Origin of the sequence: Occallatibacter sp. (assembly GCF_036502485.1) — a bacterium.
GTDB lineage: Bacteria > Acidobacteriota > Terriglobia > Terriglobales > Acidobacteriaceae > Telmatobacter.
Window position 1 is genome coordinate 19,113 of the sequence record NZ_DASXYM010000008.1, and the last position, 20,703, is coordinate 39,815.

At 59.7% G+C, this 20,703-nt stretch carries 17 protein-coding genes and 2 tRNA genes; 11 read left to right on the forward strand and 8 right to left on the reverse strand.

What is annotated here, in order from left to right; genetic code table 11:
• Positions 1–83 precede the first annotated feature (83 nt).
• A complete protein-coding gene (locus VGL22_RS01540) occupies positions 84–638 on the forward strand; it encodes a TetR/AcrR family transcriptional regulator (protein ID WP_465265110.1) in 555 nt (184 codons plus the stop codon).
• A gap of 260 nt (positions 639–898) precedes the next feature.
• Here VGL22_RS01540 and VGL22_RS01545 read toward each other — a convergent pair whose 3' ends face one another.
• Entirely contained in the window at positions 899–1,480 is a 582-nt protein-coding gene (locus VGL22_RS01545; protein ID WP_465265111.1) for a TetR/AcrR family transcriptional regulator, read from the reverse strand.
• A gap of 115 nt (positions 1,481–1,595) precedes the next feature.
• On the opposite strand from VGL22_RS01545, the gene VGL22_RS01550 reads away from it, so the two are divergent.
• The 3 genes from VGL22_RS01550 to VGL22_RS01560 all read left to right on the forward strand — a co-directional run bounded on the left by VGL22_RS01550 (position 1,596) and on the right by VGL22_RS01560 (position 6,262).
• Complete coding sequence (locus VGL22_RS01550; RefSeq protein WP_465265112.1) at positions 1,596–2,576, forward strand: SDR family NAD(P)-dependent oxidoreductase; 981 nt, start codon at positions 1,596–1,598, stop codon at positions 2,574–2,576.
• Positions 2,577–2,579: 3 nt separating this feature from the next.
• On the forward strand, positions 2,580–3,470 hold the full coding sequence (locus VGL22_RS01555) for an SDR family NAD(P)-dependent oxidoreductase (protein ID WP_465265113.1): 891 nt from the start codon (positions 2,580–2,582) through the stop codon (positions 3,468–3,470).
• 455 nt (positions 3,471–3,925) lie between these two features.
• A complete protein-coding gene (locus VGL22_RS01560) occupies positions 3,926–6,262 on the forward strand; it encodes an aminotransferase class I/II-fold pyridoxal phosphate-dependent enzyme (protein WP_465265114.1) in 2,337 nt (778 codons plus the stop codon).
• A gap of 68 nt (positions 6,263–6,330) precedes the next feature.
• Here the strand turns inward: VGL22_RS01560 and VGL22_RS01565 are convergent.
• Positions 6,331–6,424 (reverse strand) — tRNA-Sec (locus VGL22_RS01565).
• Positions 6,425–6,471: 47 nt separating this feature from the next.
• Between VGL22_RS01565 and selD the strand changes: the two genes are divergently transcribed.
• The 5 genes from selD (at position 6,472) to VGL22_RS01590 (ending at position 13,480) form a co-directional block, all read left to right on the forward strand.
• Positions 6,472–7,560, forward strand: coding sequence for a selenide, water dikinase SelD (gene selD, locus VGL22_RS01570; RefSeq protein WP_465265147.1), 1,089 nt, complete (start codon positions 6,472–6,474; stop codon positions 7,558–7,560).
• Between the two features lie 5 nt (positions 7,561–7,565).
• On the forward strand, positions 7,566–9,014 hold the full coding sequence (selA, locus tag VGL22_RS01575; RefSeq protein WP_465265115.1) for an L-seryl-tRNA(Sec) selenium transferase: 1,449 nt from the start codon (positions 7,566–7,568) through the stop codon (positions 9,012–9,014).
• Positions 9,011–10,936 carry a selenocysteine-specific translation elongation factor gene (selB, locus tag VGL22_RS01580; RefSeq protein WP_465265116.1) on the forward strand — a complete coding sequence of 642 codons (1,926 nt, stop codon included), beginning with the start codon at positions 9,011–9,013 and terminating at the stop codon, positions 10,934–10,936. Before selA ends, selB begins: the two co-directional genes overlap by 4 nt.
• Before the next feature lie 120 nt (positions 10,937–11,056).
• On the forward strand, positions 11,057–12,232 hold the full coding sequence (locus tag VGL22_RS01585) for a Gfo/Idh/MocA family protein (protein ID WP_465265117.1): 1,176 nt from the start codon (positions 11,057–11,059) through the stop codon (positions 12,230–12,232).
• A gap of 102 nt (positions 12,233–12,334) precedes the next feature.
• Positions 12,335–13,480: an aldose epimerase family protein gene (locus VGL22_RS01590; RefSeq protein ID WP_465265118.1), complete on the forward strand. Its 1,146-nt coding sequence runs from the start codon at positions 12,335–12,337 to the stop codon at positions 13,478–13,480.
• Between the two features lie 76 nt (positions 13,481–13,556).
• Here the strand turns inward: VGL22_RS01590 and VGL22_RS01595 are convergent, their stop codons facing one another.
• Positions 13,557–14,057, reverse strand: coding sequence for a DUF2569 domain-containing protein (locus VGL22_RS01595; RefSeq protein ID WP_465265119.1), 501 nt, complete (start codon positions 14,055–14,057; stop codon positions 13,557–13,559).
• A 290-nt stretch (positions 14,058–14,347) separates the two neighbouring features.
• Between VGL22_RS01595 and VGL22_RS01600 the strand changes: the two genes are divergently transcribed.
• Positions 14,348–14,422 (forward strand) — tRNA-Gly (locus VGL22_RS01600).
• A gap of 22 nt (positions 14,423–14,444) precedes the next feature.
• Here VGL22_RS01600 and VGL22_RS01605 read toward each other — a convergent pair.
• From VGL22_RS01605 to VGL22_RS01615, 3 genes are read right to left on the reverse strand one after another with little or no spacing between them, the layout of a single operon-like run.
• On the reverse strand, positions 14,445–14,921 hold the full coding sequence (locus tag VGL22_RS01605; protein ID WP_465265120.1) for a cupin domain-containing protein: 477 nt from the start codon (positions 14,919–14,921) through the stop codon (positions 14,445–14,447).
• Between the two features lie 11 nt (positions 14,922–14,932).
• Positions 14,933–15,763 carry a 5-dehydro-4-deoxy-D-glucuronate isomerase gene (kduI, locus tag VGL22_RS01610; RefSeq protein ID WP_465265121.1) on the reverse strand — a complete coding sequence of 277 codons (831 nt, stop codon included), beginning with the start codon at positions 15,761–15,763 and terminating at the stop codon, positions 14,933–14,935.
• Positions 15,760–16,518 carry a uracil-DNA glycosylase gene (locus VGL22_RS01615; protein ID WP_465265122.1) on the reverse strand — a complete coding sequence of 253 codons (759 nt, stop codon included), beginning with the start codon at positions 16,516–16,518 and terminating at the stop codon, positions 15,760–15,762. Before VGL22_RS01615 ends, kduI begins: the two co-directional genes overlap by 4 nt.
• Before the next feature lie 138 nt (positions 16,519–16,656).
• Here VGL22_RS01615 and VGL22_RS01620 point away from each other — a divergent pair, with 138 nt between their 5' ends.
• Positions 16,657–17,247, forward strand: a complete 591-nt coding sequence (locus VGL22_RS01620) for a DJ-1/PfpI family protein (protein WP_465265123.1) — start codon at positions 16,657–16,659, stop codon at positions 17,245–17,247.
• 6 nt (positions 17,248–17,253) lie between these two features.
• Here the strand turns inward: VGL22_RS01620 and VGL22_RS01625 are convergent, their stop codons facing one another.
• Together VGL22_RS01625 and VGL22_RS01630 are read right to left on the reverse strand one after the other, a co-directional pair.
• Entirely contained in the window at positions 17,254–18,417 is a 1,164-nt protein-coding gene (locus tag VGL22_RS01625; protein ID WP_465265124.1) for an XdhC family protein, read from the reverse strand.
• A 27-nt stretch (positions 18,418–18,444) separates the two neighbouring features.
• On the reverse strand, positions 18,445–20,688 hold the full coding sequence (locus VGL22_RS01630) for a xanthine dehydrogenase family protein molybdopterin-binding subunit (protein WP_465265125.1): 2,244 nt from the start codon (positions 20,686–20,688) through the stop codon (positions 18,445–18,447).
• Positions 20,689–20,703 lie beyond the last annotated feature (15 nt).

Consider the following 20,703-nt stretch of genomic DNA (forward strand, 5'->3'; position numbering starts at 1 on the left):
CCATTCAGTTCTATACGATGATGAGGATGTGACTAGGATGCAGAGATATTGAACTATTTGGTTCTTTATCGGATAATGTGTCTATGGGGCGCCCGAAGAACTTTAGCCGAGAGGAAGTGCTGGAAAAGGCGATGCCCGTCTTCTGGAAGCACGGGTTTGCGGACACGAGCCTCCAGGAACTGGAGCGAGCCACAGGCGTGAACAAGTCGGGGCTGTACACCGAGTTCCGAGACAAAGAGGATCTCTTTGTAGAGTGCCTGCGGCACTACGTTGAGAGCCAGGAGAAGAGAGGATTTCTCACCAGAGAGCCTCTGGGCTGGAAGAACGTCGAGGCCTTTCTTAAGCATGGTCCTCTTAACAAGGGGGAACAGCAGGGGTGTTTTTCGGTCAATTCTATGCGGGAGTTCGCTATTCTTCCGGATGAGGCTTATGGGGTCGTAACGGAGAATCGAGCGCTCTTGCAACGCCTTCTCGCCATGAACATCGAAGCCGAAAAGCCCGCGATGGCTGCTCTCGCTATCGCCGAAATGGTGCTGTCCTTCTTCTCCGGATTGTGCATTGAGAGCAACCTTAAATCCGGCAAAGCTTCGTCAAACCGCAAGATCGACAACTTCATGACGGCGCTTCGAAGTCTCTAATCTAATCGAGCCTTTGACTATCTGGCACTATAATCCCCCAAAGCTAAGCAACGGTCGATCTACGCGCCTGCAACTGCTGCTTGACCGCGTCTCCTACGCAACGGGCAGCCGGAGACAGTCGCCCTATGTGTCGGGAATTCATCCAACGAAACGCTTAACATCGGCGTCTGTCTCAGAGGTCAACAGATTCTGCGTCATGACTGCACGATTTCGATTACGGGAGCCGCGATCTGGAGCGGGATGATCCCCCGCAAGAGCGCTTATCGAGGACGGGAGCCCAGTAAGAGAATATCGACAAATTTCCGCGCCTTTGCGGGCCAGTCGTCCGCACTGCCGGCGGTGGAGAGACCGTAGATTGCACGCATCAGGTCTATGGGATCGACGTCCGGGCGGAGATCACCGCTCGCTGTAGCGCGGCTGGCGAGAGCGTGGGCAGCTTCTTCCATCACCTGCGTGGTCTGCTGAAACACGCGCGAAGGGCCGCCGGCCATTGCGTTCAATGCCGGCGCGATGATCTTTTTCGCGGCGATGTAGTCAATGAAGACCAATAGCCATGCTCGCAGGGCTTCGATTGGGGGGAGTTCGGCGGATAATTGTTTCTGCGCTGCCGCCAGCTTCTCCACTTCGGTGATGTAGACCGCCGCCAGCAAGTCGTCGCGTGTCGCGAAGTGGCGGTAGAGCGTACCGGGTCCGATCTTCGCACGCCTCGCGATCTCGCCCATGCTGGCATCGGCGCCGCGACGGGTGAAGACTTGCTTCGCGACTTCCAGGATGCGCTCCCGATTGCGCTGGGCGTCAGAGCGAGGCTTGCGGGCGGGTTTTGGGGTGGCTGATTTTTTCATGGAACTTTCTGAAACCGGAGTACCCCTCCGGTAATCTTATCGAATAACGGAGGCCCATTCCGTTTTATTTCCTGAATGAGGCCGGTGTCAAACAAGTTTGACAGGAGAGTGCAGCATGGCGACAAAGTTTGGAGCGAAGTCAACGACGGAAGATGTCCTTGCGGGCATCGATCTGAAGGGTAAACGGATTCTGGTGACGGGCGTTTCGGCCGGTCTCGGCGTAGAAACGGCGCGTGCGCTCGTGGCGCATGGCGCGAATGTTGTGGGGGCGGCGCGCGATCTGGAGAAGGCGAAGCGGGCAACCGCGGAAGTTAGCAAAGCCGCGGCGGCGAATGGAGCGAGTTTCGAGTTGACTGAGCTCGATCTTGCGAGCTTGAAGAGTGTGCGCGCTGCTGCGGACAAGCTGGTTGCCGATGGCCGCTTGTTCGATGTGATCATCGCCAATGCCGGCGTCATGGCGACTCCGCTCGGGAAGACAGAGGATGGTTTCGAAACACAATTCGGGACCAATCACTTGGGCCACTTCGTCTTTGTGAACCGTATCGCGAAACTGATCGAGGACGGCGGACGCCTGGTCAACCTTGCTTCCTCAGGGCACCGTTTCAGCAATGTCGACCTGAACGATCCCAACTTTGAGACCACGCCGTACGAACCCTTCTTGGCTTACGGGCGGTCGAAGACCGCAAACATCCTCTTCGCAGTTGCTTTTGATCAACGGCATCGTGAGCGCAGGGTCCGCGCAGCGGCCGTACATCCAGGAGGCATACAGACCGAGCTTGCCCGCCACATGGACCCGGCGCAAATGGGTCAGATGGTCAAACAGATCAATGAAGAGGCCGCAGCAGAGGGCAAAGATCCCTTCCAGTTCAAAACCGTTCCCCACGGAGCCGCCACCTCAGTGTGGGCAGCGGTCATCGCGCCGGCAGAAGAGGTAGGAGCAAGGTATTGCGAGAACTGCCACGTGAGTGACGTCGTAGCAGATGATGCAAGGCTCGGCCTGCTTGACGAAGGTGTGCGCGGCTATGCGCTCGACCCCGAGAACGCAAAGGCTCTCTGGAAGAAGAGCGAAGAGATGGTGGGCGAGCGCTTCGCGTAGACGTTGAGCAAGACAAGCTGCAAGAATGCAGTGGCGCAACAAATTGGAGGAACGATGTCACAGGTTTGGCTCATCACAGGTAGTTCGCGTGGACTTGGAAGGGCATTTGCTGAAGCGGCGCTCGCATCCGGTCGCCAGGTGGTCGCGACTGCTCGCAACGCCAAAGACTTAGTGGAGTTGAAGGATAAATATGGCGATCTGGTGTTGCCGCTCTCTCTCAATGTGACCAGTGAAACGCAGGCACGTGAGGCCGTGCAGGCTACGATTCGGACTTTCGGAAAACTGGATGTCCTGGTCAATAACGCTGGCTACGGAAATGTTGCTCCTATTGAGGACACCACGCTCGAGGAGTTTCGCACGCAAATTGAAACGAATCTCTTCGGAGTGATTATTCTCACCAAGGCCGTGCTGCCTTACTTTCGGGAGCAGGGTTCAGGCCACATCATCCAGGTGACTTCCATCGCAGGTCGCATCGGACCCATTGGCCGTGCACCGTATGCAGCCGCTAAATGGGGCGTGGAGGGTTTTTCCGAGACGCTCGCGAAAGAAGTAGGACCCCTCGGCGTCAAGGTCACCATCGTCGAACCTGGTGGTTTCCGGACGGACTTCGCAGGGGCGTCAACCGAGCTGCGGGAAGGGCGTCCCGAATACGCTGCGACGGTGGGTAAGACAGCACGCTTCCAGCGCGACTACGACGGAAGGCAACCCGGCGACCCGGCCAGGGCTGCAGCGGCATTGTTGAAGCTTGCCTCGGTTGAGCAGCCACCGTTACGCATCGTCCTTGGAATCGACGCATTCAACGCGGCGGAAGCAAACGATCTGGCAAAGATCGAGCTGGGGAGAAAATGGAAAGATCTCAGCTACGCGACGGACTTCATAAAAACTGACGTTTAACTGTTTGAAAGTCTGGAACCCTCTCCATAAATTTGTCCTCAGCTGGCCGACGTACAGTGGTGACTGGATCAAGCGCCGGATTGGGTGGAGGAATCGCAAAAATACCTGCGTAGGATTCAACGCGAGCGACCAGCCCGGTTTCTCTGCCCAGCATTTGAGTCGCCCGTTTTCGATCAAAAGGCAGAAGTCTACAGGGCAGAGGTCGGGGGTCCGATAAGGGTCCAATAACGGTTACCGGGGGTATCTCAGAGCGCCAAAAGAAGCCATCCGTGACGCGTAGTTTCAATAGGTTACTGCCCGCCTCTGTACTGTCACGGCAGAGGTCGCGGGTTCGAGCCCCGTCGTCCCCGCCATAGAAATGACCCTATGGGCTGACTATGGCGCCAAAGTGATCTCAATCGAAAAGGCTCCCGTGTGGGAGCCTTTTCTGCTTTTATCGCAGAAGATAGTGACTGATGCCCCAACGGATTCTGCTTTCGGTTCCACACATGGGCGGCGGTGAGCAGGCATTCGTCGCCCGCGCCTTCGAGACCAACTGGATTTCGACGGTTGGCCCGAATCTCGAGTCCTTCGAGCAGGCCATGGATTCGCGCCTTGGAGTGCATTCAGTCGCGCTGTCGAGCGGCACAGCCGCCATTCATTTAGGGCTTCGCGTGCTGGGTGTGCAACCAGGCGACGAAGTGTTTTGCCCCACTCTTACCTTCGTCGGCACTTGTAATCCAATCCGTTATCTGGGCGCCGAACCGGCGTTTCTGGACAGCGAACGAGACACATGGAACCTTGATCCGAATGTGCTCGAGGAAGCACTCCGGGCGCGCGCCGGCGAGGGCAAGCTGCCCCGCGCCGTAATTGTCGTTCATCTTTACGGTCAGTGCGCCGATATGGATTCGATCCGCGAGCTTTGCGCGCGCTACGACGTTCCGATTCTCGAAGACGCCGCGCAGGCGCTGGGCGCCACGTACAAGGGAAGGCCCGCGGGAACGATGGGCGATGTGGGCGTGCTCTCTTTCAACGGCAACAAGATCATCACGACTGCCGGCGGTGGGATGCTTGTCTCGGCCAACCAGGAATGGGTCGAGAAGGCACGTTTCTGGTCGCAGCAAGCGCGTGATCCCGGGCTGGCCTATGCACATTCGGAACTGGGCTACAACTATCGCTTGAGCAACGTGCTTGCCGGAATCGGGCGCGGGCAAGTGGAGGTGCTCGATCTCCGGATTGAACAGCGCCGCGGCATTGCGTTTCTCTATCGCGATGCGTTTGCGGATCTGCCGGGGATCGGCCTGATGCCGCAGAGCCGCCACGGGCTGCATACCAACTGGCTGAGCTGTTTCCTGATTGATGAGTCGCGCTTCGGATGTTCACGCGATGAGCTGATGCGCAAGCTCGATGCGGCCGCCATCGAGTCGAGGCCCGTGTGGAAGCCCATGCATCTGCAGCCGCTCTACGCGAATTGCGCTCGCTTTGGCGGCTTGGTGGCCGAGGATTTATTCCAGAAGGGCATTTGCCTGCCCAGCTCGAGCAGCCTCTCACTTCCAGACCAGCTGCGCGTCATCAATGCAGTCCGAAGCGCCGCCGATGCAAGTGAGTTGCAAACTTCTGATCTGGCAACTGCGCCGCTGTATCCGTCTCGAACTGCGCCGTCGTCCGACAGCAAGGTTGATTGCATCGCCGGCACGTTCGGGGGCGATCTGTTGCGGCGCACTCCTCTGTCGCTTGATGAAGAACCCCTCCGCCAGAGCCTCCGCGGACGCGTCGTTTTGGTGACCGGAGCCGCTGGCTCCATCGGGTCGGAATTGTGCCGCCAGATTGCGCACTTCCATCCTGCGGCCATTGTGGGCTTCGATATTGCGGAGTCGCCGCTGTTTGAACTTGAACTGCAGATGCGGAAGGATTATCCCGAGATACCGTTCTACGCGGAGATCGGCACTATACAGAATTCCAAAAGGCTGCAGGAGCTGTTCCTGTGCCATCGCCCCCAAATCGTCTATCACGCCGCCGCTTACAAGCACGTTCCTATGATGGAGAACCACCCCATTGAAGCTGTGGAGAACAATGTTTTCGGTACGTGCAGGCTCGTTTCTGCGGCCGCAGAGCACCAGGTGACCGACTTCGTTCTTATTTCCTCCGACAAGGCTGTGAGGCCCACAAGCGTCATGGGAGTGACCAAGCGGATTGCGGAGCTGGTACTGCTTGCAGCGCAGCGAGGATCTACCAAGTTTGTCTCCGTGCGTTTCGGTAATGTTCTCGAATCAACCGGAAGTGTCGTTCCGATCTTCAGGCGCCAAATCGCCGGAGGCGGCCCGGTTACGGTGACAGACCCGGCAATGGAACGGTTCTTTATGACTCTGCCGGAAGCCGGAGAACTCGTCCTGCAGGCGGGGGCAATCGGGAAACCCGGACAGATCTGCGTGCTCGACATGGGCCGCCCGGTCAAGATTGTTGAGTTGGCAGAACGAATGATCGTGGATGCGGGATACACGCCTCACCGCGACATGCCTATCGTGTTCACGGGCAGTCGCCCTGGAGAGAAACTCTTCGAGGAACTCTCATCCTTTCTGGAAGACAGCGCGAGCACTTCTCATGACCGCATTCGTGCTCTGGTGCCAAGGCAGCTTGACCGAGAGCAACTGATGATCCAGATTGAGAGACTCCGCGTAAAATCGGAGACGACCGATACAGCTGGCTTGCTGGACGTATTGAAGGAGATGGTGCCCGAATACTCGCCTAGCAAAGAGTTGGTGGAGGCTGCTGCAGGCGAACTGACCCGCGGGTTTGGATTGCCGAGTCGGTAGGCCCGGCTGGAACCGCGCGGCTTTCAAGGCTAAGATTGGGTGATGACGCGCTTGCATCAGGCCGCTGTTGGCGGAAGCGCGTGTGAGTCGAACACACCGTTGCCCAAAAGGACGACCGCCGGTTTTGAAGACCGGGAGGATCACCGGATCCCAAGCGCTTCCCCATTCATCGACATCACGTTTTTTTATTGAGTCTAGCTATGACGAGCATGCCCGCTCCTTCCGACACTACGACACCGCAAGCGACGGCCGCAACTGCAGGTGTGCGTTTGACGCAACAGGTCAAGGCCGGCGGCTGCGCCAGCAAGCTTGCCCCCGGCGTCTTGAATCAGGTCCTTTCCTCACTGCCGGCCCAACAGGACGAGAATCTGCTCGTCGGCTTTTCCACTTCGGATGATGCCGGCGTATATCGCATCAACGACTCGCAGGCCCTGGTGCAGACAGTCGATTTCTTTACTCCCATGGTCGACGACCCGTATACCTTTGGCCGCATTGCCGCCACCAACGCGTTGAGCGACATTTACGCGATGGGCGGCCGGCCGCTCACCGCGCTCAGCATTGTCTGCTTTCCACAACAAGAAGATCCGCGGCTGCTTGGCCAGATTATGCGTGGTGGGCTCAGCGTGATGGAAGAGGCCGGTTGCATCGTCGTTGGCGGACACAGCGTTCGCGACGCGGAGATTAAATTCGGCTACGCGGTGACTGGCCTCATCCATCCTGACGGCGTGAAGAAGAACTGCACAGCCAAGCCGGGTGATCGCCTGGTGCTGACGAAGGCCCTTGGGACCGGTGTTATCACCACTGCGTTGAAGCAAGGCCGCGCTCAGGATGCGTGGGTTGATGCTGCTGTGGCATCCATGACGAGGTTGAACCGCGAGGCGGCGGAGATTGCTACGGGAAGCGAGTTCGAAGTGCACTCGATGACCGACGTGACGGGATTCGGACTGATGGGTCACGGGCGTGAGATGGCGGTGGGCAGCGGCGTGCAGCTTCTCATCAACACGCAGAACGTGCCGTTGCTCGATGGCGCCGCTGCAGCCGTCGCATTGGGGTGTATCCCTGCGGGCCTGATTGCGAACCGGGAGTATGCCGAATGCCTGGTTGCCGAGAGAGATGGAACGACTGTTGATGGAACGGTGCGCACTTTGCTGTTCGACCCGCAGACGTCGGGCGGCCTGCTGATTTCGGTTGCGGGTGCGCAGGCGCAGGATCTTGTGACGGCGATGAAGGCGGCAGGGCACAATGCTGCTGAGATTGGTGAGGTCGGCGAAGGAGACCCGCGGATTATTCTGCAATAAGCGCTATGCAAATTGACCTGAACAGCCTCTACCAGCAATTGCCGCAAGTGGGTGAGTTCCTCACGAGTGCCGAGGCCCGGGAATTGTTGCGTCGGCATCCGCGTCCACTCGTGCTGGAGGCTGTGCGCCATACCATCGCCGAACTGCGCGATGCCATCGGGCGGCAAGCGCTGAGCCAGGAGCAACTGAGGCTTGAGGTCGAGCGCATTCCCGTCCGCGTGGAAGCGATGCTCGTTGCTCGAAATGACAGGGCCGTGCAGCCTGTCATTAACGCTACAGGAGTCATATTGCAGACCAATCTCGGTCGCGCTCCGCTGAGTGAAGATGCGATCCGGAACGTTGTCGCGGTCGCGCGCGGGTACTGCAATCTCGAGTACGATCTCGAAGCTGGGGCGCGAGGTCATCGTGGCGCTTACGCTGAAGAGCTACTGTTGCGCGTTGCAGATTGCGACTCGCATGACTATGCCGCGCTCGTGGTGAACAACTGTGCGGCTGCAACCTTTCTGGCTCTGAATTCGCTTGCCGAGGGCGGGGAGGTAATTGTCTCTCGCGGAGAGCTCGTCGAGATTGGAGGCGGCTTTCGCGTTCCGGATATTCTGCGGAAGTCGGGTGCGCGTCTCGTCGAGGTAGGCACGACCAATCGAACCCGTATAGAAGATTACGCCGCGGCGGTTACGTCCGAGACTCGTCTGATCTTGCGTGTCCATCGATCCAACTTCGAGATCAGCGGATTCACGGAGCAGCCTGACGTGTCCGATCTGGTGCAGCTCGGCGCGGATGCGGGAGTCGCGGTGATGGAGGATCAGGGAACCGGTTGCATACTGCCGCTGGACGAGTACGGACTTCGGCGTCAGTCATCGTTCCTCACCCCGATCAAGGCCGGCGCAGCTCTCGTTTGCGCCAGCGGCGACAAGCTTTTCGGCGGGCCGCAGTGCGGGCTCGTGGTTGGGCGGCAGGCGCTCGTTCGCAAACTGCGCGTGAATCCGCTCTTTCGCGCGCTTCGGGTCGACAAGCTCACGATTGCAGCTCTCGAATCCACGCTTCTGGCCTACTTGTCGGGAAAAGCAGAGTCGCTCCCCGCTCCAGGTATGCTGCGCCTCAGCCCGGAATCGATCCGCCTCCGCTGCGCCAAATGGGCAAGTGCGCTGAACTCCGCACATGTGCGCGCGACTGTGCTCCCGGTTGAGAGCGTCGTGGGCGGAGGCACCACGCCCGGAGCTACGCTGCCGAGCTTTGCTGTCGCGCTGCAACCTCCAAGGTCCAACGCTGACGCTCTCGCTGCAAAGCTGCGCGCTCTGAAACCGCCGGTCATCGGGCGGGTGCATGAGGGCGCTGTGCTGCTCGATTTGCGCACGGTTCCATCCGAGGCGGACGAGACGACCGTGCGCACAATCGCGACCGCGCTTGCATCAGATCAGTCTGACCACGACGGCGCTGGTGGAACTGACGCATGAAAGGGGAACGCCAATCCAACGCGAATGAAAGGCGCGCCCGCCAAATCATCGTTGGTACTGCGGGCCATATCGATCACGGCAAGACCGCGCTGGTGTACGTACTCACAGGCACAGATACGGACCGGCTTCCCGAAGAAAAGCAGCGCGGCATCACCATTGACCTGGGGTTTGCCGCGCTCGACCTGATCGATCGGCATGGCAGCACTCTCCACCTCAGCCTCATTGATGTTCCAGGGCACCATGCCTTTATTCGCAACATGCTGGCGGGGACCGGCGGCATTGATTGCGTGATGCTGGTGATTGCTGCCGACGAGGGCGTAAAGGCGCAGACCGTAGAGCACCTCGCCATCTGCAGCCTGCTCGGAATACAACGCGGTATCGTGGTCCTGACAAAGATAGACGCGGTCAGTCAGGAGCACCTGGCCGAAACTCGCGCGCGCATTAAACAGTTTCTCCAGAACACCGTTTTTGAAGATGCGCCGATCGTGCCGGTATCTGCGTTGCGCGGGGATGGCGTTGCAGAATTGAGAAGCGCGCTGGCAGAATTGGCTGAAGAAATCCCCGAACGCAGCAAGGAATATGTGATGCGTCTGCCGCTGGACCGCGCATTTTCCATTCGCGGATTTGGCACGGTTGTAACCGGGACGCTGCAGGCAGGTTCTCTGCGTGTCGGGCAACAACTCGAGCAGCATCCAACGGGCCGTCTGTTGCGCGTACGAGGCCTGCAGGTGCATGGAAAGGGAGAGGTGTTGGCTGAGGCTCCGTGTCGCGTTGCCCTGAACCTCGCCGGGGTCGAGGTCAATGAGATTGGCCGCGGCCATACGCTTCAAACTCCGAAGTCGCTTTCGCCAACAACAGTGATCGATGTAGAAGTTTCAATGCTGCGGGACGCTCCGCCACTCAAGCATGGCCAGACCATCCGAGTGCACGCCTTCACATCGGAAACACTGGCCAGGGTGTTGTTGTTCGAGCAGAAAGTTGCGGCGGAGGCAGCTTCAGGGCTGGTGCGGCTGCGGCTGGTGAAACCTTTGCTGCTTGTGCCTGGCGACCGGGCCGTCCTTCGGCAGTGCTCGCCTGCGGCAACCGTCGGCGGTGCGCGCGTGCTCGATGCCCATCCGCCCGCTGCTTTGCGCAAACCAAGTGTTCTGGAATGGCTGAAGCAGCTTCGCTCCGCTGACGAATGCGAGAAGGTGCGCCTGCGGGTCTGGCGGCGCAATGTCCAGGGGATATCGACCGCGGCTCTGATTGCCGAAACGGGATTCACCCCTGAGGTGCTGGAGGGGCGGCTCGCTTTGCTTTTGTCCGCAGGAAAGGTCACGGCGTGTGCAGGCGATCGCAATGAATCGCGCTGGATTGCCGCCGAGCCTCTCAATCAAGCCATTGATGCCGTGTTGCAAGTGGTTGCGGAATCAGGAAGCCTGTCACGGGCCGAAGTGCGGTCGAAGGTCGGTTTGAGCGCTGCGGTTCTCGAACAGGCTTTGGAGCGGCTCACTGCGTCTGGCAAGTTGCACAGAACGAACGAAATCATCCGCGTGGCGGGGCGCGCGGAGGAGATTCCCGAACCCAGGCGGCGGCAGATGGACGCCGTTGAGAAGCTCTACGCCGAAGCTGGTCTGGCCCCACCGCTGTTGAGTGAGGTTGCCGTTCGTCTCGGCAGTGCGCCGGCTGCGATGCGAGAGGTGATCACTTTTCTGCTCCGCTCCAAACAACTTGTCCGGATGGGGTCTGACGATGCGTTCGTTCACACTGACACCCTGACAAAGCTCTATTCCGATTTGCGACTGCACCGCGGAGAGACCTTCGACGTTGGCCGATTCAAGTTGTTTACCGGACTGACGCGCAAGCACGCGATACCACTCCTCGAACATCTGGACCAGGTCCGCGTCACGCGCAATAACTCCGGAGTGCGGACCGTGCTGTAATGGAGAGCGATCGGGTCAGTCATGTTCTTCTGCATTGACATGCGCGTTGCGTGCAGTGCGTTCGTCTTCTAAGAGGAAGTCCCAGGCACATGTACAATCGACAATTCGGGAGAAAACTCGATGCTCACTGTTCGTAGCTTGCTCATTACCAGCGTCCTGCTTACAGGCGCTATCGTATTACCTGCCCAGAGCACGGCGCCGTCGCCTCGCACGCAGTTCCCTTCGTACACCGGGGGGGCTGCGCAGCCGCTGCGGGTAGCCATCGTCGGCCTGGAGCATGGACATGTTGAAGGCTTTCTCTCCGCGCTCGGGCGTCATTCCGATGTGCAATTGGTTGGAATCGCGGATGCGGATTCTGGGCTGATCCAGAAGTACCAGCAGAAGTACAATCTGTCCGAATCGCTCTTCTTCAAGAGCGAGGCAAACATGATTGAGGTGCGCAGGCCGGATGCTGTGCTGGTGTACACATCCATCGCAGAGCACCGTCCCGCCATCGACATTGCGGCGCAATACGGCGTCTCTGTCATGGTGGAGAAGCCGCTGGCCGTATCGTATGAGGACGCTTTGCACATCCAGGATGTGGCGAAGAAGTTCCACATTCGCGTTCTGACTAACTACGAGACCACCTGGTATGCCTCGAACCGTGCCGCGTATGACCAGTTACAAAACCGCCAGCTAGGCGACTTGCGCAAGCTGGTTGTGCACGACGGCCATCAGGGGCCGAAGGAGATCGGGGTGCCCCCGGAGTTTCTCAAATGGCTCACGGATCCGGCACAAAACGGAGCAGGAGCGCTATTCGACTTTGGATGCTACGGTGTCGATCTGGCGACCTGGCTCATGCACGGAGAAATGCCGGAGACCGTCACTGCTGTTTTGAATCATGACAAGCCAGGAATCTATCGCGAAGTAGACGACGACGCGACGGTGATCCTGCAGTATCCCCAAACGCAGGCTGTGATCATGGCGTCATGGAACTGGCCATTTGGGCGCAAGGACATGGAGGTCTACGGAGCCAATGGTTACGTCATCACTGTGGAGTCGAATGGCCTTCGAGTCCGGCACCAGAACGACCGCAGTGAGCATAGTGAGTCTGCGCCGGAACTGTCGCAGAACCAACGCGACTCGCTCAGCTATCTGGTAGCGGTGCTGAGCGGGAAACTGGACCCGAGGGAAGATCTCAGCTCACTGGAAACGAACGTGAAAGTGATGCAGATTCTCGACGCGGCAAAACAGTCGGCGCGGAGTGGGCAGGCAGTGCGGATCAGCGGGAGTCACTGGAACCCCTCACATAATTAGAGTGCCCCGAGACCAAGTGCGGCCGAACGCCCCTCACCGCTATCGGCACTGAATTAGAATGGCAACGCTTACAAAGACTTCCGGTATCAGAAATGGAGAACCATGAAGCTGACTCTTGGCGCTCTCACTGTGTTTGCTGTTATGGCGCCCTGCTCGAGCATCACCCACTCTCAGGCGGACACCAAAATCGGCGGCGAAAAGATCGTTACACTCACCCGCAAGGCGGTGAACACCACACGTCCGGAGTTCACCAGCGTAAGCATTCTGCCGGGCCGCGGAATGGAACTGCTGCAGATCAAGGCAAACTTCCCGGGCAAAGGCGAAGTGAATGTGCTCGCCTCTCCCGACCAAGCCACTGCCAAGCAGATGCTGGACGACAAGGACACTGACATCGGCGATTTAGGCTATCGGCTCGGCTCCGCATTCCTGGTGCCGTATCCAAACCGTATTCGCGGAAAGCTCTCCAGTGATGGCAAGACTCTGACGACGGAATGGCAGGGTCACACTCTTAGCCTTCCCGCCAACAACATCGGAAAGAAGCCCGACGCCGAGCGCCACGCCATGCACGGCCTGATCCTCAAAGCAAAAGCGGAAGATCTCAAGACGCACGACATCCCCGGCGGCCAGCAACTGACCGGTGTCATCCACGCAGGCGACTTCAGCGGGCACTGGCTGTCGAAAACCGACCTCGACTTCACCATCGAGCTTCGCGCCGACGCGGTGGATGCCACAGTGGTGGCCCACAACGTCGGGAACGAGGCTGAGCCCATCTCCATTGGCTGGCATCCGTACTTCGCATTCCCTTCGGGCGACCGCACGCAGGTGCGCATTCACATCCCTGGCGAGCAGCTTGCCGAGGTGGATAACTATGACAACGTCTTTCCCACCGGCAAGCTGAAGCCGGTGGCCGGCACGCAGTACGATCTGCGCGATCCCAACGGCAAAGCTCTCGCTCAGAATTTTTATGACGACAACTGGAGCAAGATCGACTGGAAGAACGGAACCGCAACGGTGAAAGTGATTGACCCGGCGGCAAAATACGGCATAGCCATCGAAGGTTTATCGCCCCAGATCAAAACCATCCAGATGTACGCCCCGCCTACCCAGAACTTCGCGGCCATCGAGCACCAGTTCAACTTCGCAGACCCTATCGGCAAGGAGTGGAATGGGATGGATACCGGCATGGTCACGCTCAAACCCGGTCAGAGCACAAAATGGCACGTCCGCATCAAAGTGTTCGTCCCGTAAGTTCCCGCGCAAACTCAACAGAAGAGTGCCCGCGTCACACCCGGGCATTTCTCTAAGCGGGCGAACCCGCTGCCGGTTACCGCACGAACGTGACCTTCACACGCCTCGATCTGAGCAGATAGGGCACCCAGATGCAAACTGGGATGATCGATCGGGCCAGGCGGACGCCGCTGGCACTGGATAAGGCCACAGACGGCAGCACAGAATGAGCAACAACCGTGTCGGCGATCGTCACAAGCAGTTGGAAAACGAAGTACAAGATCATGAACGACGGAAATGAGCGCCTTCGCTTGAAGAACAAATAATTCAAGCCAATCAGCACAATCACAAAGATGAGGTTGGTAATGATCTCGAAAAGGATCATTCCGTGCAGTACCCGATGTGTTTCCAAAAACTGCTGATACCGCGGCATCGAGAGAATGCGAACGTTGGTCGGGAGGGTATTTGTCAGGATCACGAATGGACCCACCACCAAGCCAATGGCAATGAGGATCAGCCAGCCTCCGATCCCTTCCAGATGCCTGTCGGCATCAAGGAGCATGTCTGAAAAGGGTGCTGCTGCTTTCTCCGTGGCCAAGGCGGGTTCGAACTGACCCGGTGGGCAAATCTCGGCACGAGAGTCTGTCTGGGCGCATTGACTGCATACGGGGGCGCCTTCGAGCATGACGCTCCCACAGTTTGGACAGTGATTGGAAATTGTCATTGCGTTGCTGCTGCGCCATCATGGCGCGGTACAAGCCGTTGTGTCAATCACCCGTGACCCACCAACCTGGCTGCTCTCGTCGGGGTACTCAGAGGAGGCCTCGAGCCGCCGAATGCGATAGACTGGTGTTTCCACGTCAGGCGCAAAGCCGACTGCTGGAACGAGCGGGAGTAGTTCAGTGGTAGAACGTCAGCTTCCCAAGCTGAATGTCGCCGGTTCGATCCCGGTCTCCCGCTCCAGATCTTGCGGCACACGCACCGCTCACTCCTTCTCCTGAACCTTGACGACGAAGTACGTGACGGTGCTGCCTTCGGGGATCAGCATCTGGTGCGGCATTCCCGCGGGGATATGCACCACGTCGCCGGCCTTCACGTCCTGGCGCGAGCCGCCATCCACCGACGATCCGCGAACCTCTCCCGGAGCAGTGGTGTGGCGATCGACCAGCGATCCGCCTGTCGCCACGGTTGCTTTGCCATCGAGAATGTAGAACAAATCCGCGTAGTTCTCGTGCAACTCGCCGCCGCCGTTCCGGCTGCGAAAAGCCAGCATTGTGTAGTGGTGCGGATACTTGTCCAGCGTCTCGCTGGCTGAGCCGTCGCCCTGCGCGGCCTGTTGCTGAAGGTGCTGCGCCCGCTCAAGAAGTTGCGCAGGCGTCCAGTGATCAAGCTTCATAGTCTGTGCCGAAACTCCTGCCGCAAGCAGTGCCGCGGCCGCAAGGATGACCGTTTTGAGAGCCATTGTCGCCTCGTTTACAAAAGGTCTGCAATCGCGAGTGGGTCCATGTCGCTGTAGACCTGGTTCTCGCCTCCCATGCCCCAGCAGAACGAATAGCTCGCCGTACCCACGCCCGCGTGGATAGACCAGCCCGGCGAGATGACCACCTGCTTGTTGGCTACAAGCAAATGTCGCGTCTCGTGCGCGGGGCCCATCAAGTGTACAACGCGCTCATTCGCGGGCAGGTTGAAGTAGAGATACACTTCTGAGCGGCGCATGTGCGTGTGCGGCGGCATCGTGTTCCACACGCTTCCCGTGGTCAGTTCCGTAAATCCCATCACAAGCTGACAGCTTCGCGCGCCCTCAAGGTGGATGAGGCGGCGGATGGTCCGATGATTCGCGGTTTCGGGCGCGCCCAGGACCGTTGCGCCGGCCTGCGCCGCATCGATCTTAGCCAACGGATACGCGGTGTGCGCCGGATAGCTGAGCAGGTAAAATTCGGCCGGTTGCGCCGCGTCCTGACTTGAGAAGCTCACCTGGTCGTTGCCGCGACCGATGTACAGGGCCTCGCGCGTGTTGAGCGGAAAGCTCTCGCCATTTACGTGGACCGTACCGAAGCCCCCGATATTCAGGACGCCGATCTCCCTGCGCTCCGTGAAGTATCCGGCTCGCAGGTCAGGGTCGGTCTCGAGCGTGAGCGGCTGCCCTAACGGCACTGCGGAGCCCACAATGGTACGGTCGAGGTCAATATACGCAAGGTCAATCTGGCCGTGGTTGAACAGGCCATCCACCAGGAATGCGGACCGCAACTCCTCAGTGGTCAGGCGAGGGTAACGCGCAGCATCGGCAACCTGAATCAGTCTCATTTGGCTTCCGCTCTCTTTGCGATTGATTTCGACTTTGCGGTGCGCGGGGCGTTCCTGCCGCCGGAACTCGCCAGGACGCGTGCGCGTTCGAATATGGAGAGAAACATCGCTTTCGTCAGCTTGCCCGTATTGGTGTTCTGCAACGACGGATGATAGCTGGTGATGACCTTGAACCCGTTTGGCCATTCGAACTCGGCCCCGTGGCCGAACTCGTACCCACTGCGTGAGTCGAGAAGCCCTGTCCGTTTTCCCCACGCCAACAGCCCGTCGAAAGCAATCCTCCCCAGGCACACCACCACGCGCAGGCTCTTTAATAGCTCCATCTCTTCATCGAGCCATGGCGCGCAGTTGCGCAACTCTTCAGGACTAGGCTTGTTGCCCGGCGGCGCGCACCGGACCACGGAGCAGATCCAGGCGTCCGTTAGTCGCATACCATCTTGCCGCGACGTGGCCTTAGGCTGTGAGGCAAAACCCGCTTCATGCAGAACCGGGTAGAGGAAGTCACCTGACCCGTCGCCCGTAAACGGCCTCCCCGTGCGGTTCGATCCATGCGCCCCCGGCGCGAGCCCCAGAATCAGCACGCGCGCGTTCGGATCGCCGAACGATGGAACGGGACGACCCCAATACTCCCAATCCGCATACGCCTTGCGGCGCACCGTTGCTACGGTAGTACAGTGTTCGCGCAGACGTTCGCAACGCTCGCACGCACTCATGCGGGCATTGAAATCGTCCAGCGGCGTCAGAGAAGACGGCATAGTCTGATTCTAGGGGATTGAGCTATTGGATCGCGCTCCCGCCGCAAGCTATGCCTTGCATCCTTGAATCTGCAGCGCGACAATAGCATCCCGTAGTGGTGTTCCCAATTCCCACATTCATCCGCATGGAGGAGATTGATGAAAGCTGCAAAGCTACTATTGCTGGCTGGCGATTTTGTCGAGGACTACGAAATCATGGTGCCCTTTCAGGCATTGCAAATGGTGGGTCACACCGTCCACGCCGTCTGCCCCGGCAAGAAGAGCGGCGAGCAGGTGCGCACCGCCATCCATGATTTCGAAGGCGACCAGACTTACTCCGAGAAGCGCGGCCACAACTTCACGCTGAATGCCACGTTCGATGACATCGACGTGAACGACTACGACGGCCTGGTGGTACCCGGCGGGCGCGCGCCGGAGTATCTGCGCCTCAATGAGAGGGTGCTCGACATCGTGCGTCACTTCGCCCACGCCGACAAGCCCATAGCGGCGCTCTGTCATGGGCCGCAACTGCTGGCCGCCGCTGGCGTGCTCACCGGGCGAAAATTGAACGCTTATCCGGCCTGTGGTCCGGAAGTGACGCTGGCGGGTGGGACCTTCGTAAAGCTGGACTTCAGCGAAGCGTATGTCGATCGTAATCTCGTGACCGCTCCGGCCTGGACCGCGCATCCGGCGTGGCTGGCGAAATACCTCGAAGTGGTGGAAGCGCACCTGGCGGTGCCGGTAGCTTAACCGGGATCAGCCCTCGCGGGCCTCCGCTGGCAGGCGGATGGCCCGCACCTGCTTGAGCGGCAGTGCTGTCGCGGCGGTCAATGACTTTTGAATTTCGGCGAGAATTGATAACGCAATCGACGCCGGAGTGTCGGCGCCGAGGTCGAGTCCTGTGGGCCCGTTGATCTCCTCGAGCCAATCATCCACCAGCTCCGTTTTCGGCGTCAGGCGGAGCAGCCGCGCGGCATCGGCGAGCGCCTCGCGAGTCCGTCGCTGCGGGCCCAGTATGCCGATATACGCGGGGCGTTGCTGGGGAGCGCGGCGAAATAAGGAAGCGAGGATATGCGTGTCCTGCTCGTAACTGTGCGTGGCCAGAACGGCCGCGTCGCCGGTATGCACGTCGAGCGCGCTGGGCACGATATGCGGCAGATCTGAAATTGTCAGAGGGATCACCGCATCTGCGGCGGGGAAGCGCTCCGGTGTTGCTAAATGTACCCGACCGTCTGCGACGGCCACAAACCAGCCCAGTTCGCGGGCCATCTTGTGCAGCGGCTTCGTATCGTCGCCCGCGCCGAAGATCCAAAGGCCGGGCCGGGCGGGACGATAGTCGACCCAGACGCGCGTATTCAAGCCGTTCATCGTGATGTGCTCGTCGCGAGGTTTGCGCTCGTCGAACGCAGCATAGGCGAGCTGCTGCAATTCGACCTGCCATGGAGCAAGTTGCGGCGCAGCGAACGTCGGCGCGTCAGCAGCCATTTCGGCTCCGGCGAACATCCGCTCCCCTATTTTCGGGCCCTCAAGCACCGTTGCAATGGCGAGAGGCTCACGCGCAGACCAGGCCGCGTACAGTGCCTCAAGCTGCGGGCGAGCTGTCGCGCGACGTTCCAGCAGAATGAAGATCACGCCCCCGCAGCCGGAGCCATAAGGCAAATCGCCATCATCTTCAAGGGTGGAGTAACGCTCGACCAGTGGGCCGCGTTCGGTAAGCCACCAGGCCTTCTTCGCTACTTCGGCTTCGAGGCATCCGCCGCTCACCGTGCCGGCCCGGCGGCCATCCGCCGACAACAGCATGCGTGCGCCCGGGCGGCGATAGCTGGAGCCCTGCACCTCCACCACGGTCGCCAGCACGTAGTCCGCCCCGGCGCTTTCCAATTCGCGCCACAGGGGCAGAATGTGCTCAAAATCCGTCATGAAGCTTATATCTATTAAACATCTTTCCTACACAATCTTCGACTGCAGCAGGTCCTCGATACGTACGGGGAGGTCGCGCACCCGCACCCCGGTGGCGTGATACACCGCCGCAGTGATGGCGGGGGCTACGCCTGCCAATCCAATCTCAGCGATGCCGCGCGCACCGTACTCACCCATGATGGGGTCGGGATGATCCAGGAAGGTGACATCGATATCGGGCGCGTCGGGACACGTGGCGACGAGATAATCGGCCAGGCTGCCGTTGATTGGCTGTCCTGTCCGAGGATCGTAGACCGTCTCTTCCAGCAGCCCCATGCCGACACCCATCACCACAGCGCCGGAAATCTGATTCGCAGCGGCCTTGGGGTTGATGATACGCCCGCCATCGATGACGGATACCACCCGGCTCACGCGCAGCCGCGCAATCTCCGGGTCCCACTCCACTTCGACAAACTGCGCACCGAAGGAATGCAGCGAGTAGCCTTTCGACTTCGGGTCTTCCCACGTGGGTGTGGTCTTGCCTTCAGCGGAGACGCGCGCGAGCTTGGCAGCACTGAGAATATCCGCGAAATGCGCGCCGTCGGTGGAAGGCTGATCTTTTTTATGCAGCCGACCGCCGGTGAAGGCGACGGTTTCAAGCGATGCACCTTTCAGCGGCGATCCGTCCGTTGAGGTTGCGATCTGCTGCAGGCGCTTGATGGCGTTGTTTGCACCGCTCGCAATCGCGTCGAGCACAGAGCCGGTGACCATGGAGCCGCCGGACATGGGGCCGCCAGGCAGCCCGCTGTCGCCCAGGATCACGTCGATGCGATCCAGTGGCACGCCTGTCTTTTCGTGCAATACCTGCGCGAACACGGTGTACGTGCCAGTGCCGATGTCCTGCGTCCCACAACGCACGCAGAGGCGTCCTTTGGCGCAGAATTCAACCGTGGCGGTGCAGGGAAGCTGTATCGCCACCCAGCTTGCGCCGCCCATGCCCCAGCCAAGAATCTTGCCCTCGCGGCGCATGGAGCCGATCCCGCCCGTACGGCGTTCCCAGCCAAATTTTTTCGCGCCCACTTCGTAGCATTCGCGCAGATGGCGCGAGGAGAACGGAATGTTGTCGTGACTCTCGTCCTTCTCGGCGTCATTGAGGAGTCGGAACTGCAGTGGATCCATTTTGAGTTCGTCGGCTAGTTCATTCATTGCCGACTCCAGCGCGTACAGCCCGGGCACGGCCCCGGGGCCGCGCATCCACATGGGCGCACCCATGTTGCGCCGCGGCTGCGCGCTGGTGACTTCAAGATTGGCAACGCTGTAAAGATGCGGAGTAGCCTCTCCGCAGCCCTCATCGAAATCGTCGAGCAGAGACGTATTGTTGAGATAGTCGTGACGCAGAGCTAGAAGCTTGCCTTCTCGAGTGGCGCCGAGCTTGACGTGTTGTTCGGTGTGAGGGCGATAGCCGACCGAAGAAAACATCATGCGCCGCGTCACGCTGAGCTTGACAGGGCGGTCGAGGCGCCGCGCTGCGACCGCGGCCATCGCGGCATGCGGCCATGGGAACAGCTTGCCCCCAAAGCCGGATCCTAGAAACCGCGTAATCACGCGTACATTTTCGAGAGGGAGCCCAAGCGTCTGCGCCATCACTACGCGGTGATTCACAACGCCCTGCGATGTCTCATACATGGTCACGCTGTCGCCGTCCCACACGGCGACTGAGGCGTGCAGTTCGATGGGATTGTGCGTCTCCACCGGGGTGTTGTAAACAGCATCCACCTTGACCGGCGCGGACGCAAACGCCGCATCCGGATCGCCTCGCTTCGATACGGACTTACGCTTTCCGTCGTAGTCGCCCAGCTTCATGTTCACGTTCGGCGTCTGCGCTTCGTATTCAACTTTGACTGCGGCGGCCCCAGCCGAGGCCTGCTCCAATGTTTCCGCGACCACCACCGCGACGTACTGGCCCCAATGGCGGATCACTTCATCTTCGAAGGCAGAGCGAACCTCACTGTTCGTGGCGTTGTCGTCACCCGGAACGGTACGGTAGAGCGGCCCGATGTTGCCGTGGTGCAGCACCAGCAGCACGCCCGGCATGCTCTCAACAGCAGACGCGTCGAGCTTCGCAATGCGTCCGTTGCCAATCGCCGCGGTCACCGGCACCGCGTGCACCATGCGGTCGAAGTGAAAGTCGGCCGCGTACTCCGCTGTGCCCGTGGTCTTCAGCGGCCCGTCAATCCGCGGCGTAGCCTTGCCAATGATCGATGCTGCAACCGGTGACGGTGTCGTGCTCATGCGTTCATTCCTCAA

Coding starts and splice junctions, on each gene's coding strand:
- VGL22_RS01585 (WP_465265117.1), top strand. CDS start 11,057: ATGCTCACTGTTCGTAGCTTGCTCATTACCAGCGTCCTGCTTACAGGC.
- VGL22_RS01540 (WP_465265110.1), top strand. CDS start 84: ATGGGGCGCCCGAAGAACTTTAGCCGAGAGGAAGTGCTGGAAAAGGCG.
- VGL22_RS01625 (WP_465265124.1), bottom strand. CDS start 18,417: ATGACGGATTTTGAGCACATTCTGCCCCTGTGGCGCGAATTGGAAAGC.
- VGL22_RS01560 (WP_465265114.1), top strand. CDS start 3,926: ATGCCCCAACGGATTCTGCTTTCGGTTCCACACATGGGCGGCGGTGAG.
- VGL22_RS01620 (WP_465265123.1), top strand. CDS start 16,657: ATGAAAGCTGCAAAGCTACTATTGCTGGCTGGCGATTTTGTCGAGGAC.
- VGL22_RS01615 (WP_465265122.1), bottom strand. CDS start 16,518: ATGCCGTCTTCTCTGACGCCGCTGGACGATTTCAATGCCCGCATGAGT.
- selB (WP_465265116.1), top strand. CDS start 9,011: ATGAAAGGGGAACGCCAATCCAACGCGAATGAAAGGCGCGCCCGCCAA.
- VGL22_RS01550 (WP_465265112.1), top strand. CDS start 1,596: ATGGCGACAAAGTTTGGAGCGAAGTCAACGACGGAAGATGTCCTTGCG.
- selA (WP_465265115.1), top strand. CDS start 7,566: ATGCAAATTGACCTGAACAGCCTCTACCAGCAATTGCCGCAAGTGGGT.
- kduI (WP_465265121.1), bottom strand. CDS start 15,763: ATGAGACTGATTCAGGTTGCCGATGCTGCGCGTTACCCTCGCCTGACC.
- VGL22_RS01630 (WP_465265125.1), bottom strand. CDS start 20,688: ATGAGCACGACACCGTCACCGGTTGCAGCATCGATCATTGGCAAGGCT.
- VGL22_RS01545 (WP_465265111.1), bottom strand. CDS start 1,480: ATGAAAAAATCAGCCACCCCAAAACCCGCCCGCAAGCCTCGCTCTGAC.
- VGL22_RS01590 (WP_465265118.1), top strand. CDS start 12,335: ATGAAGCTGACTCTTGGCGCTCTCACTGTGTTTGCTGTTATGGCGCCC.
- selD (WP_465265147.1), top strand. CDS start 6,472: ATGCCCGCTCCTTCCGACACTACGACACCGCAAGCGACGGCCGCAACT.
- VGL22_RS01605 (WP_465265120.1), bottom strand. CDS start 14,921: ATGGCTCTCAAAACGGTCATCCTTGCGGCCGCGGCACTGCTTGCGGCA.